The organism is Streptomyces sp. ME02-8801-2C (genome assembly GCF_033793965.1).
Lineage (GTDB): Bacteria > Actinomycetota > Actinomycetes > Streptomycetales > Streptomycetaceae > Streptomyces.
Window position 1 is genome coordinate 1 of sequence record NZ_JARAXP010000045.1, and the last position, 13,478, is coordinate 13,478.

Sequence of the window (13,478 nt, forward strand, 5' to 3'; positions counted from 1 at the left end):
ACAACAACGGCCCTGCCGCAATTGGCAGAGCCGTTATGAGCCGCGTGTAATCCGAGACCTATTCAGGCTTAGGGTCCGTGGGATTAGCGCTCAGGTATTTCTCTTGCAGGTCGTTAGAAATACGCCCCTTATCTCCGATCTCCTCACCCTTTTCTTTGAGCCATGCCCGGCACCTCTTAAGCCACTCACTTTTGCCAGCGCTGGTTAGCGTCTTCTGAGTAACCACCCCGGCCGTTACAGCCTCACGAGAAACCGATACATACGGCTTCAGAACTTCGCGGAGCTTTTCCAGGCTCTCCGGCGAAAGATCGATTTCGTGGAAGGTCTGTTCGCCTTCATCATCGAAAGCCGAGAACCTATAGGTTTCGACATTCTCTGTCGTCTCACTGTCCAGATCATCGACCTTTTCCAGCCGCGCATACGTGATGATGCGTTGACCGGCAATTTCGGTAACCGCTTCATGGACTCCCGGCTTGCCCTTTTCGGACTCACTTACTGGGATCAGCTTTACCGCCACAGCTTTACTCTGCTCTCTCCCGTTCCGATGCCTTGCTATGGAGAGATTACCTCAAACCGCCGGGCGTCACTACCAACTTGGAAAGAGTCGGACCCCACAACTGATACGTTGCGGGGTCCGATTCATCTATTTGGAGAGTCACCGTGCTAGATCTCCGGTAACCACTCTCCAAGAATGGAGAACTTCACGCCAGTTGCTCAACGCGATTTCCTCATTCTTCCAACGTCTTTCGGGGATCTCATCCCCCATTTCCTCAATCGCCTTCCTTACAGCAACTCGAAGTAGCGCATTTCTAAGAGAGTCCCTAGGCTCCGAATTACCCCTAAGAACATCCCCAAGCCTTTTGACGCTGATAGACACCCCTAGATCCTTCACCATTTGAGCCAGCTTCTTTTGAGTGAAGGTCTTAAGGATGGGGGCGGCGAACTCCGAAAAGTCGTTCTCCCCCGAGCTGTAATTGGTGATTGATTCCATGCCATCTAGAATCATTCCGGTGTCACGCTCTTCTAGGAGGTTTGCTTCCTTCCCGTGATGCTCGAACGTGACGATTTCAACATGATGCCGGTGAAGGATTCCCCGAGTAAATTCCCCGCAGATATTGCCGTTGGCGTCAGAGAACTTGATTTCAGGATGGATGGCATACCTAGAAACAACATCCCGGTAGCTCTTAACCTTCCTGATTCCGCTATCGCTCATCAGCATTTCTGCGTTAGGGGCATCGGTTGTGATCCGATAGGGCCTACTTTCCATGTCATGGATGTTGTAAAAGTCCATGCTTTCCCACTCGTCAGCATTGGAGTTGAAAGAGCCGACCAATCGGAAAGAGGCCATCCCACCTTCAAGATAGCTATGAGATGCAACAGGGGCCATCATGAATCCGCGAGGCTTGATTTGATCCCTGTAACTTTTACCATCGTTCCAGTGACGCAGATTTCCGTAAGTAGACCATGTGGACACGTTCACGCGAGACATGGCGGGTCGAGAGAACCAATAGGGTTCCGGGATGGGCCTACCGGCGTCGGTAAGAATCATGTATCGCCAGATATCACAAACCCATTGCCGCATCCCGCGAGACTCCTTCAGTGCAGGATCTTCGGGGTTCATGTACTGGCCGAGGCCGTGTTCCTTGTTGGAGATGATTTCAATGTCTCCGGAGTCGTCAATAGTGAAGACCGCATACCGCTTTGCAGAAATCGCATAGCAATATACTTGCGGATCGTCTAGAGACTCGGGCATTTCCCTTTTCAGGATTGGGATAGGCCCTGCAATCTCAGGGTCGTACGGACTCAGAGAATCAAACCGTTTCCTAATGCTCTCGACAGTCTCATACGTGAGAATCGGAATTCGTTCCGGGTAGTTTTGATCAACCATCTTGGGAGGGATGCAAGGTTCGGGAGCCATGAAACCCCCATTGTGGCTAGCAACAATTGCCATAGAATCCGTGTCGCACATTGCCCACGTACCCCCGGCGTCAGTCACAAGCTTTTCCAACATCCCAAGGATGAGCCTTGCGGCCCCGGTGATTAGAGTTCCAATCGGAGGGAAGCAGTATTGCCCCGGAGCTTCCGGCTTGTAAACGTTAGTCTCCCAGGGGTTCCCGAGAGCACCGTAAATGGTTTCCTTGGAATCTTCCGCGCTGTCATCCCTATTGATTTCAACAAAGATTCCGTATCCGCCCGCGTTTGCCAACACCTTAAGGAACTGCTCATTTCGGCATCCCTCACAAGTGCATCCCTTACGCGGCGCTCCCGCAGGATGACGCTTCTTAGCCGCCTGCTTTTGCTCGATGACATGTTGGAAGAAATCGTCAGAGCTAGGGTCGATAGGAATGTCTCCCCCAAGCTTTACGCTTTTAAGGCTTCCAACCTTATCCCCGTCCGGGTAGAACCGGTAAGCCTTTAGAATCTTCGGAGACTTCCCGCCGTTGATTTTCGCATTGACGATGTCAGGAAGGGAATACCACATTGGCTTTCCACCTGACAGATAGCCAATACCGATGGTTTCACTTTCACCAGGCTTGAAAGCCGCTCTAATCGGAAGCAAATCACCGTCGGGGGCGATTTGCACAATCCCCCGAAGCTCAGGCCACCGACCCTTATTGAAGAGGTCATCAACTGTGATTTCCTCGACAAACTTTCTGACCTCTTCGGTATCCTCTCTGACCTCAATTCGTTCATGAGTCAGGAGATCCCAAAGCCCCATACAGGCGTTGACAGTGGGATACATTGACGTTACGTCGCAGTATTCAACGGGAACGCCAACCTTCCTAATATGGGCCTCAGATCGACCACCATAGAAAGTAGACATGGAGTATCCGAGGATATCGTTAGGGAAGTCCTTTTCCTTTTCGAGCGGCTTAGGAACTCCCATAGCGGAAAGGTAAGACTTGGCCAAAGAGGCCGGGGAATATACCTGACTGTCGTTAAGGTCAATCGGGTGCCGGTCAAGCTCGTTTATCAGAGCGATGTAAACGGCCGCAGTAGCCTTGACATCCTGTCGGTTATAGGAGATGTAATTCAGGTTGATAGATCCATGACCGCCATCGGGGGCCATTTTCTCTTCAACGCTGAAAGCCTTAGCCGCGCTCTTGAGGCTGTAACTGCCATTGGTGAGGCCGAACGCCAGGGTTCCGACATCCGTGAAATAGTCCTTACCGACTCGCTTATCCCCGGTGTAAGAATAGAGAGCGCCCTTAATTCCACGCTTCACAGTTCTAATGTCACCACTCTTAGCATCCTCCTTCATTCTGAAAGAGAATCCACCGGAGTAGTAACCAGTTGACTTCCGCACCCCGAGAGCGATCCTGGAAAGGTCGAAAGGAAGGTTGAAGCCGACCACAGTAGCGGGCTTGGATGATTTCCAGTCTTCCGACGGGAACGCAGCAAACTGCAAGACCTCGTAATTAAAGTCGCTCTGAGAAATCAGAATGATCTCATCATTAGAAGTTCTCTCCGGTCTGCCCTTGATAACCGCTCGATTGTCAACGACAGATGAGAACTCGTTCTTAGGGTACTTAAGCACCACGTCATATTTGCCGCCGGGGAGGAAATCAGAAGCGCTAGAACCCTCGGGCTCCCCACCGTGATACCAGTCCGAAAGAGTCTTACTCTCGGCCGGAGAGAACTCCCCGCGCTCTGTCGGGTGACCCCTCTTAACGTACTCCTGTAGAACCGCAAAGCCCTCGGGGTTTCTTTCGGGGAGGTCATCAGCATAGATGAGCCATTCCCCGCAAGGAATGAATTCACCGGTCCGACTTCCAACCGCGTAGTACACAGCAGATCCGAAGTTGAATCGCTGTTCCTTGTCGATGTCAGTTTCCGTGTCGAAAACTAGAAAGTGCTCTACGCGCTGATTAGCCGTTTTGCTTTCATCTTTCTTAGCCGGAGACTTCTTATCATAAGACGCACCGCCGTCACTTTCGTAGGCCGTCCAAGCTCGAACCTTGGCAATCCTCGCAAGCTTTTTCACTTCAACCCCTCCAAGTAGTCTGAGAACATTTTTGAAAACTCATCCAGGTATTTTCTAATCTGCAAGCCGGCCGAGATTAGGGAACTCGAATCCTCAATTTCCGAGAACGTATCCTCTAGAGATTCGCCAACATTGGAGAGCCACCCGTACATACCCTCATCCTGAGAATCCCACCAATTAACAAACCCCTTCGGATTAGAAGCAATACCCGAAAACAGTTTGGTAATCGAATCATCGTTACCCAAAGCTTTAGAACTCAGGTACACGAGGATATTAGCCGCAGCTCCAATAACATCAACAGTCCCGGCGGTGTTGAAGTATTCGAACCTATCCCTACGCAGTTTAGGACCCTTTTCCCTAGGGCCTCTAAACATTCCCTCGGATACGGGGAAGAGTGCAAGAACCTTCCCCATTTCCATAAACGCGTCCGACTTTGCGGCGTCGCCAAGACTTGCCGCCAAAGCTTCGAAAATGTGGCCCGCGCCTGTAGCCATAGACCAGGGTTTAATCAATCCTTCCCTATTCTCATCTTCGCTCAGCGGAATGCGGTGCCCGAACTGCCATGCGGTCACAAGCCGATGACACGACTTGCAAAGGTCAACCAAAAAGTTCTGGTCATTTCGCCTACCCGCCGCATGGTGAGAGTCAGCAGGATTCGGGGTGCCGCAGATGGAACATGCCTTAGCTCGGTTTTGAATCATCTCATCTACGCCTTAGCTCTCGTAGATATAAGTGAAGTCGAGTTCACCAGAGGAATAGTAAGCGCGGATCTTTTCGGGGTCTGTCTCGTACTCAAAAGGTCCGAACCTCCTACCCTCGTATTCCCTTAGCCAAGACTCGTTCAGGTAATAGTCCTGGACTTGACTTCTAACGAAGTTGTTATTCGCGTCGTAAACGTTTTGCGGATTCACGATGTGTTCAACGATGTTGAAGTAAGCTGCCACGTCCTGAACTTCATCTCTACTTGCGTAACCAATCTCGGCCGAGATAGGCCCCACATTCGCATCAATGAAGTGAATGTGATTGTAGGTGTTTCCGTCCTTTGAACGGTACCCAGACATTTAAGAACTCCTTTGGCTAATGGGGAGGGATGTCAACTGTGAGAGTGACACCCCTCCCCGTATCCATTGCCTTTTACCTGATGAGAGCCGGAGGATTATTCCTCGGGGTCGTCATCGTTTTCGTCGTCATCGTCCCATCCGATTTCATCGAATCCACCGAACGACGGTTCCGAACCGTACATGTCCTCAAAATCTGCCGCGTCTCCCATGACCTTTTCCTTTCTTCTGTTACTTGATACCGAACGACGTAATGCCCTTGACCGTGCTAACGGAACCCCACCTAACCAGAATGAGGAATGCCAGAGCACCAAATACGACCACAGCCGCAGCGTTACGAGTCTCGATGTCCATTTTCCTTACTTCCTTCCGAACTTAAACTTTCTGCGAGTCCTTTTGGATTCGCAGCATCCCAGCTCTTCACACCAGGAATCTTGATCAGCCGCCCATTGCCTATCCAGATCGGCTAGGTTGGTGACGTATTCTCTACCGGCGACCTTTCGACCCCGGTAAGCCTGAACTCTTTCACCGCTTCCCTCACGGTTCAGATACAAAGCAGTATCGTGAAAATATCTGCGAATTTCTTCGCGCTCATCTTCCGACACCAGAGATTCGGGGATCTTCACCATCCCGTATCCAGCTTGGTTGAAGTCAACGAATCCCGCAGTCATTTCAACCACACCGAACCGATAACCCCTGTACGGCTCTCAGACGGTCTCGCATCTGAGAACCCATCCCCGAACCCATCCGGCTTGTGATGCGGCCTCACAGCACCGCCACGCGGGCGCGGGACGCCCAACGTGCGGAGTCGGGCCGTGTCGGGTGCGTGTCGGGTGTGGTCGGGGCCGTGACCGGCCGTTGTCTGGTGATCGTTGGTTACCAGTCGGACACCGAACGGGGGATTGGGTGTTCTCCCAATAGGGGTGTCGGTTGATAGAATGAGCATGGTTAGGAACTCCTTAGTTCGGTTGCCGGTAGTGGTTTGTGAGAGAGCCACTACCGGCTCTTTTTATTCTCTGAATCCGAGATCTTTTCTGAATTGATTTCAGAGGGTCCAGCCGGCTCCGGATTTGAGATGTCTTTAGAAATATCAGAGAGAACCTTTACGCCCTCGTTTTCACCGGCTTCTGAAATTCCAGGGGAGAGCCTGCGAATCAACTCCCGCTTAGCCGTTTCCGGCATCTCCCCGATAGTCTTAAAGATGGAAGTCGCGGTAACGATTACAGCTCCCACTAGAAGAACTTTCAGGGCTGATTCTCCAGATTGCACGTTGCTCATTGTTTCTCTCCTTTGGGTTCTTAGGTTGCAAGAATGCAGTAAGCGTTTCTTACGTAACGGTCGGCGGCCTCATTGGCTTTCGTCTCTAGATATTCGGACCTACGCTTCTTTCCGAGGTCCGACCGCTTATATTTTTTATAAGCGTTGTTTCGACACTTTAGACACGATGGCAAACCCTTGGAAGAAATGTAAGTGTTCTCAGAGGTAATTTCGTGACCTTTGAGGCAGTGAGTGTTGTTCGCTCTACTATTTCTTCGATTGCCATTTTGATCAAAATAGCTCGCCCATCTAACATTCCCAGGCTCATACCCTCTAGAGTTATCGATTCGATCTAGCGTCATTCCTTCTGGCCTAGATCCGACATGTTCGAAGAATGCTGAAAAGCTGTTCTCCCATTCATTGCAAACCGAAATCCCGCGCCCGCCATAGTTGGGGTAGCTAATGTGATTTGGATTATTGCACCGCTGCCTCATGTTGAGCCAGGCCCTATATTCTGGAGAGTTTCGCATCCCGTGTCGTTCACGCTTCATATCTCATCATCCTTTCCACCAATCAAAGGCCATTCACCATTCACAACCGCTTCCGGGTTGTAGGAGTCTCCGGATTTCGCTGGATTTCGGAAATACTCTTGCAGACTCTTGGACTGCCTTTCCCGCCACATTTTCTGAAATCCGTAAAGACCGTTAAACCCCATCCGGTCTAGAAACTGGTATCGATCAAACAGGACTTCCGCAATTCCAACCGTCGCCTTAACGTCAGCGCTAGCGGAGTGCCATTCATAATCACCTGTCACGACGCCGTAATGTTCGGCAACGTTCTGGAGCTTCCGCTTTCCACGCCGGTAACGATCAATCTCTTTATCAATCACATATGGATCAATAATGGCGTGAGGTTTGCGGCCGAGTCGTTCGACCAAAGTTGGAAGGCCGCACCTAACCAACTCCCAATGCAACATCGAGTAGTCAAACGAGACGTTGTATCCAATGAGTGGGTACCCGGCCCGAAAGCCGGTCGCGATCCTCGATGCGATATCTTCTAGGGCTACCTTTGCGGCGGACCCGCGAGCCCTAACATCCGCGTCATAGATTCCGTGGATTTCGCTGGCCCCTATCGGGATAGGGATTTCGGGATTGATTAGGTAGTCATGTGGGGCATCCATTTCACCACCACCGGTGAAGATGAGAGATGCGGTCACTATCCGATCCTCAGTGACTGAAACTCCCGTGGTTTCCACATCAAAACCCATCTTGCGAATCTTTGAGAGCTTAGACATTAGAGGGTCACCTCTTCGGCGCTCTCGATTACGTCCGTGCTCTTCTTTTCCTTCTTAGCCACTTCATACACGTAAGCTCGATTGACCTTTACGCCGCGAGCGTTAAGCCAATCAATCGCGTTGGGCACGTCGTATGAATCGAGAGCCGCGAAAGCCGCCTTAACCTTGTCGGCCTTACTCAACTCGTTAAGGCTCTCGTCTACGATCACAACCGGCTTACTTTCCCTAGCTGCCTTTACGGCCTCATCCGGGGAGGTGATTCCATCTACGATGGAAAGCTTCCACGCTGTGCGAGTCTCATTGAAAGCTACGATCCACCGCAGAGCCCTAAATTTCGGAAGTGGTCGTTCGTAAACTCCGTACTCACTGCGAGCCGTTCGGCGAATCTTTCTGACAACGACTTCTAGCAGAACCGCGCCGAGAATCGACATGGCCGGAAGAAACCAATCGTCATCGTGAGCCGCAGTCCGTACCGCTTGACGGTAGTTGGCAAAAGCGCTTAGCCCCGCGAATACCCAAACGAGAACGTGTGCGAGACCGGCGGACTCCCCCTTATAGAAAGCCTGAATCGTGAGCGCCACGCACAAAGCCGCTGCACAGTCGAGAGCTACGAACGTCACGTAAGGCCAAATTCCAGAAAGATTTAGACCGTTAGGCGACGATGCCCAACTGACTAGATCCTGAGAGGAAAGGGCCAAAGGCGCGATAATTACGACCGCCAACATAATTCCGATGATGATTGTAAGGAGAGTCGTAACCCATCGCTTACCGTCAGTCTTAATCATTGTGGAGTCTCCTTCACCAATCACAGTCACAGTCGCAGTACACGCCGTGAATTTCGTCAACCATTTCAGCAGAACAGAAGTCATTGAAAGTCCTCTGCTCAGATGCAATGACGAGAGCCCATACGACGGTTTCGATGAGGACTTGAAAGAACAGACTCTTTCGAGCATCAGTGACCGGCGGCCTAAACTCCCAGGAAGTGCTTTCCCGATTCCACTCGGTAGCGCCCGGCCTCAGAGTCAGAACATGGAACGTGGAAGGCTTTGCACCAACGTCATTGAGGAATCTTCCGAAGTCGTTGACCCATTCAGAACAGACCGGGACGTTTGCATATCCGGCGGTGTTCGGTCCGGTAGGAACGAGCCTCACACCATTTCCGAAGTGGTATCGGCGGATTAGGTTGCACCAACTCCGGTAGGTCGCATCCTTGGAGAGACCCCGGTATTCGTCAGCCATAAAAGTTCTGCGGCTTTCGGTATTGTTCATCAGTTTTCCTCTTCCTTATTCGTCGTGTCATCGTTACTAGTAGTTTGGTCTTCTGGCATCAGCATTGAGTCTCGAAAATATCCCCGACCCTTTTTGGGTCCGCGCCTAATCAAGTAGTCCTCAATCTCTTCGGGAGTAATCAGGTACCCGAGACGGGTTTGAACCGCCTTGATTACACCCGCCTTGATTCGATTCCGAACCGTCGCCATGGATTCTTCAACCTTGATTGCTGCATCTAGGACGGTGTAGAACTTGAATTCCTCGCTCATTTCCTTACCCTTTTTCCGGTGATCTTGCCTAGAGGCTCCTTCTGCCTGACCCTCTAATTGTCCCAAGGGTGATCGCCATTGGGTCAGTGGTCCCCTGGATTTCTCACATAGTGAGACGACTTTCTTTCAATTAAAATAAGAAAGGGGAATTAGTTACAGCGATGCCAACTGAGAATGTTTCGACCAAATTCATAACCGCCAGCCGGCCGGACCACTAAGCGGATTAGGAAGCGAAAAGAAAGTCGAATCCATAGCGCATTAGAAGGGTCATAGGAGATGCCGAATCTCAACGCAGAACGCTTGCCACATCGCGACGCCGACAGGGAGGCCGTACAGCCATCGCAGGTGGTGAGGCGGGGCCAGGACGCGCGGCAGCTCGTGAACGGCGGTCACGGAAGCGCTCAGGCGCTCTGACGTGCGGTGGATGCCGCGTGAGGCTGCCGACCGGTAGTCTCCGGAGGGTCCGAACATGAGTGAGCCCGACCGGCGTTGGCGCGCCGATCGGGCGGCATCCCAGAGATTGAGGCTCAGGAATGCAGGTTCAGGGTACCGCAGAAACAATGTCCGAAGTGTATTCGCGAGAGTCTTCCGACTCCCGAACTCTTGTCGTTAGCGGTGCTGGGGTGAGTCTAAATGTTCACCTTGGCCACTTGGTAATTAGCGACGGGCTAGGACTCTCTAGAAGAGAACGCCGAATCCCCAGGGTTGAGCGACGGGTAAAGCGAATCATCCTGGCTCACCCTAAAGGCTCTATGACTCTCGACGCCGTTAAGTGGTGTGAAGAGATGGGGGTCTCTCTCGTACTTTGTGACCCCGATGGAACTCCGATTCTGGCAACGACCAATCGGAGTGAAGATGCGCGGTTGCGTCGCGCGCAAGCGTTCGCGGGTGCGGGCGGGCCGTACGAGGAAACCGGCCTGCATATCGTGAAAGATATTCTGCGTAAGAAGGTGTCTGGGCAAGCCGCGAACCTTCGGGAAATGGGTCACGAACGGGCGGCGCTGGAAGTAGAGCAGAACATTACCGAAATCGAGAACGCACCTACCGTGGATCTGTGCCGGTCCTGGGAAGGTGCTTCCGCATCGGTCTATTGGGGCGCGTTTGTCGGAACGGTGTCTATTCCGTGGCTTCCCGCCGACGAATCGAAGGTGCCCGCTCATTGGCAAGTATTTGTCTCGCGCGCGTCTCTAACGTCTGGAAAGGCTCGCGGAGCGACTGACCCAATTAACGCTATTCTGAACTACTGCTACCGGCTTGCCGAGATTGAATGTGTGTTGGCTTGCCAGTCGGTAGGGCTAGATCCTCAATTCGGATTCCTTCACCTTGACAGGGATTCTCGTAATTCCCTGGCACTTGACCTGTTGGAGATTCTGCGTCCTTACGTAGATCGCTATGTACTTAGGCTGATTGGTGAAGTCGGCAACAGTCCTCGTGAATTCACCCGCAAAGACTTCCTAGAGAACTCGTCTGGGGTCTGCCGTTTGATGGCTCCCCTTACTCATGAACTCGCAGAGAACGCCGTTAAATGGGCGCGAATCCTAGCGCCCGTGGTTGAAGAGATCGCGGAAACTATCGCCAATGCGGCTGACGGTTCTTTCCGAATCGGAAAGCCGACTCAGGACAAAATTCTAATGCGCAAGCCGGCTGGGAACCGGAATATTGAAAGGAAGGCTCCTAGAAAGGATGTTAAGAACGCGCCGCGAACGGCTCCCGCGGAACCTATTTCAACGCCGAAGACAGTAGACCAAATCATCCCCGATGACTTGTGGGAATCAGCATCCCGACTAATGCCGGAACCTCGTCAATCAAATAAGGCCGATCAGAGGTCGGATAGGCGTGGTGTGTTGGGCGGTGCTGTCTGTACGGAAATCCTCGGGATTCCCGGTAGGCATCTCCCTAGAGCAATTGCTGACAGGAAGACGGTTCGAACTCATCTCAGGCGTTGGAAAGCCTCTGGGGTCTGGGATGCCCTATTGCCAATCATCACTGAACATCCAAGCGTGATGGCGTTCTCGGGGAAGCGTCCCGAACCGATGACCCTCACGGGCGAGCCTGACAACGCCTCTGACAGCCGCCCGGCGCCAGGACGGCCGGGAGTGCCCAACGGACCGCGTACGGGGCTCACGGACTCTCTCAGGGCCGGGGACCGCCGACAGGCACCAGGACGGCTCACGCGCACGGGGGCGCTCACAGCAGTTCGCGCCGGAGCGTCTGACGGGTTGACCGATGGGAAGCCGTGCCAGGAAGCCGTATAGCGAGCCTGAGAACTATCTGAGCTGAGAACGCGGATGAGCGCGTGCCGGGGATTCCCTAGCACGCGCTCACGTTTGTTTCAGGTGAAGCTATCAGGCGTTGAACTCTCCGGCCTGAGCACCGCTAATGAATGCTTTCCACTCGGAGACGCTGAAAGCGAGAACGGGACCGCTCTTGTCCTTTGAGTCGCGGACTCCCCGAACACCGCCGGGAAGGCTCGCAACCTCAACACAGTTTCCGTTGTTGCCTGAGTAAGAAGACTTCACCCAGACAATGTTTTCCGTGGGGTTCGGGTCGTTCGTCACTTGGCTGCCGTTTCTTCTATGGCCTTGCGAATCAAGGCTCTTGACTTACTGACGTCGCACGCGGCGACATTCAAACGCCGGAACAGCGTTCGATACTGTTCAGTGTCGGATTGCTCTTCGTAGTAAACGGTGCCGGTATTCGACTCCGCATATGCTACGTCCGATTCTGAGTTTGTTGGAAAGCTCATGATGACGAACGGTCCGAATAGGGCCGCGTTCAACGGGCTTTCGTCGGGCAAGATTTGAAGTTCTACGTTCGTTTCTTCACTTGCCAATAGGAGGGATTCGAGTTGTTCCCGCATCACTTCCGGGGTCCCGACTTTGTGTCTCAGTATTGACTCAGACAGGATCACCCACATATGAACCGCGTTTTCCTCGCGAGTGAGAATCTTCCTGCGTTCTTCCCGAACTTTCACCTGAGTATCAACGTTCTCTTGCGAGGTATCGGGAACCTGAATTCTGATTACAGCCTCGGTGTACGCCTGAGTCTGCAAGAGTCCGGGAACTAGATTGGTCTCAACGTCGTAGATTTCTGCGGCGTCAGACTCGATAGCAATATACGCGGCGTAAGCCGAATCAATAGAGTTCGCGTACTGAACCCACCAACCCTTCTGCTTCGCATCCCTTGCCAACTTTTCAATCTCGGCACGCTGCGATTTCTCCGTGACTTGGTAAGCGTCAAGTAGCGCTCTCAAGTCGAGTAGCCGGATTCCCGATTGAGCGTTCTCAAGTCGAGTCATCTTGGATTCCGCGCAACCAAGAATCTCCGCAGCGTCGGAATGCTTCAACCCCGCAGCCACGCGGAGATCACGCAACGTGCGCGCCAACCGGCGCTGACGGATCGTCGGATTGTTCGTGATCGGCACTCGGTCTCACCTCCGTTCTGGACAGAACCAGTCTGCCCGCTACCTACCGTCACGGCAACGTCCAACAGAGACCACCGAAGTAGGGACTTGACACTTCGGAGGTTCCAGGGTGCATGGTAGCTAGGCGCGTTCGCTGATCGGTTCAACCGTCCGGGGACGCAACGAAGGTGACGAACGGTCACACGGGACAGCACCGCGACAGGGGGTCGCATGAGCACCACCCATCGGTTAAGCGTTCGGTATCCGCGAACCAGGACGAGCGTGGGCAAGGCGCGAGAGTTCACGCGAACGTTCGCCGACAGCTCCGGACTTGACGACATGTCAGATGATCTAGTGCAGATCGTCTCAGAGCTGGTCACGAACGCCATCGTTCACGGCAAGACGGCTCGCGGTCGGCAAATCGGAGTCGCGATTGACCAGGACTCAGAGCGCGTGCGAATTGAAGTGCGCGACACCGGCGACGGCATCCCGCGAAAGCGGCGCGGCGAACGACCCTTGGCCGTATCCGGCTGGGGTCTCGGAATCGTGGAAATTCTGTCCACCTCTTGGGGTGTAACAGAACAGGTCATCGGTAAAACCGTGTGGGCTGAAATCCAGACCAAAGAGGCTGTGTAAGGGATGAGGTCTGTAATGCGGTTCGTAAACCACACGCTGACTATCGACCCGGACGCTGAACAGAACTTGGCGCATGCGTGGTGCATGTCGTGTGGTGAGCGTTCTCCGGAAACGGCGGAGAAAGATTCTGTTCAGGAATGGTGCCTGAAACACAGCGGTCGGACTCACCACACAAGCTATAGGGCGGTAATCACGAATTACTTCGTGGTCCGACCTACGGAGGGAACCAAGTAATACGCCTCCGAAATCAACAACCGAATACGCCTTATAAGAGCCCCGATGCCAAGCCGCGTCGGGGCTCTAACGC

At 53.0% G+C, this 13,478-nt stretch carries 13 protein-coding genes; 2 read left to right on the forward strand and 11 right to left on the reverse strand.

Annotated elements, in window-relative coordinates; all coding sequences use genetic code 11:
- Positions 1–58: 58 nt before the first annotated feature.
- From PV396_RS44725 to PV396_RS44765, 9 genes are all read right to left on the reverse strand, one after another.
- Positions 59–517: an Lsr2 dimerization domain-containing protein gene (locus PV396_RS44725; RefSeq protein ID WP_319214135.1), complete on the reverse strand. Its 459-nt coding sequence runs from the start codon at positions 515–517 to the stop codon at positions 59–61.
- A 138-nt stretch (positions 518–655) separates the two neighbouring features.
- On the reverse strand, positions 656–3,985 hold the full coding sequence (locus PV396_RS44730) for a hypothetical protein (RefSeq protein WP_319214136.1): 3,330 nt from the start codon (positions 3,983–3,985) through the stop codon (positions 656–658).
- A complete protein-coding gene (locus PV396_RS44735; protein ID WP_319214137.1) occupies positions 3,982–4,557 on the reverse strand; it encodes a hypothetical protein in 576 nt (191 codons plus the stop codon). The genes PV396_RS44730 and PV396_RS44735 overlap by 4 nt, the downstream gene beginning before the upstream one ends.
- A gap of 141 nt (positions 4,558–4,698) precedes the next feature.
- Complete coding sequence (locus PV396_RS44740; RefSeq protein ID WP_319214138.1) at positions 4,699–5,046, reverse strand: hypothetical protein; 348 nt, start codon at positions 5,044–5,046, stop codon at positions 4,699–4,701.
- 993 nt (positions 5,047–6,039) lie between these two features.
- The gene (locus tag PV396_RS44745; protein ID WP_319214139.1) at positions 6,040–6,321 is read right to left on the reverse strand and encodes a hypothetical protein; all 282 of its coding nucleotides are present in this window, start codon (positions 6,319–6,321) and stop codon (positions 6,040–6,042) included.
- A gap of 526 nt (positions 6,322–6,847) precedes the next feature.
- The gene (locus PV396_RS44750; protein WP_319214140.1) at positions 6,848–7,594 is read right to left on the reverse strand and encodes an exonuclease domain-containing protein; all 747 of its coding nucleotides are present in this window, start codon (positions 7,592–7,594) and stop codon (positions 6,848–6,850) included.
- Complete coding sequence (locus PV396_RS44755; RefSeq protein ID WP_319214141.1) at positions 7,594–8,379, reverse strand: DUF2637 domain-containing protein; 786 nt, start codon at positions 8,377–8,379, stop codon at positions 7,594–7,596. The genes PV396_RS44750 and PV396_RS44755 overlap by 1 nt, the downstream gene beginning before the upstream one ends.
- Positions 8,380–8,392: 13 nt before the next feature.
- Positions 8,393–8,863: a hypothetical protein gene (locus PV396_RS44760; RefSeq protein WP_319214142.1), complete on the reverse strand. Its 471-nt coding sequence runs from the start codon at positions 8,861–8,863 to the stop codon at positions 8,393–8,395.
- Complete coding sequence (locus PV396_RS44765) at positions 8,863–9,132, reverse strand: hypothetical protein (protein ID WP_319214143.1); 270 nt, start codon at positions 9,130–9,132, stop codon at positions 8,863–8,865. The genes PV396_RS44760 and PV396_RS44765 overlap by 1 nt, the downstream gene beginning before the upstream one ends.
- Before the next feature lie 560 nt (positions 9,133–9,692).
- Here PV396_RS44765 and cas1 point away from each other — a divergent pair.
- The gene (gene cas1, locus PV396_RS45335; RefSeq protein ID WP_416071593.1) at positions 9,693–11,387 is read left to right on the forward strand and encodes a CRISPR-associated endonuclease Cas1; all 1,695 of its coding nucleotides are present in this window, start codon (positions 9,693–9,695) and stop codon (positions 11,385–11,387) included.
- Between the two features lie 90 nt (positions 11,388–11,477).
- Here cas1 and PV396_RS44770 read toward each other — a convergent pair whose 3' ends face one another.
- Positions 11,478–11,690, reverse strand: coding sequence for a DUF397 domain-containing protein (locus tag PV396_RS44770; RefSeq protein WP_319214144.1), 213 nt, complete (start codon positions 11,688–11,690; stop codon positions 11,478–11,480).
- On the reverse strand, positions 11,687–12,556 hold the full coding sequence (locus tag PV396_RS44775; protein WP_319214145.1) for a helix-turn-helix transcriptional regulator: 870 nt from the start codon (positions 12,554–12,556) through the stop codon (positions 11,687–11,689). Before PV396_RS44775 ends, PV396_RS44770 begins: the two co-directional genes overlap by 4 nt.
- 210 nt (positions 12,557–12,766) lie before the next feature.
- Between PV396_RS44775 and PV396_RS44780 the strand changes: the two genes are divergently transcribed.
- On the forward strand, positions 12,767–13,171 hold the full coding sequence (locus PV396_RS44780; protein ID WP_319214146.1) for an ATP-binding protein: 405 nt from the start codon (positions 12,767–12,769) through the stop codon (positions 13,169–13,171).
- The last annotated feature ends 307 nt before the right edge of the window (positions 13,172–13,478 follow it).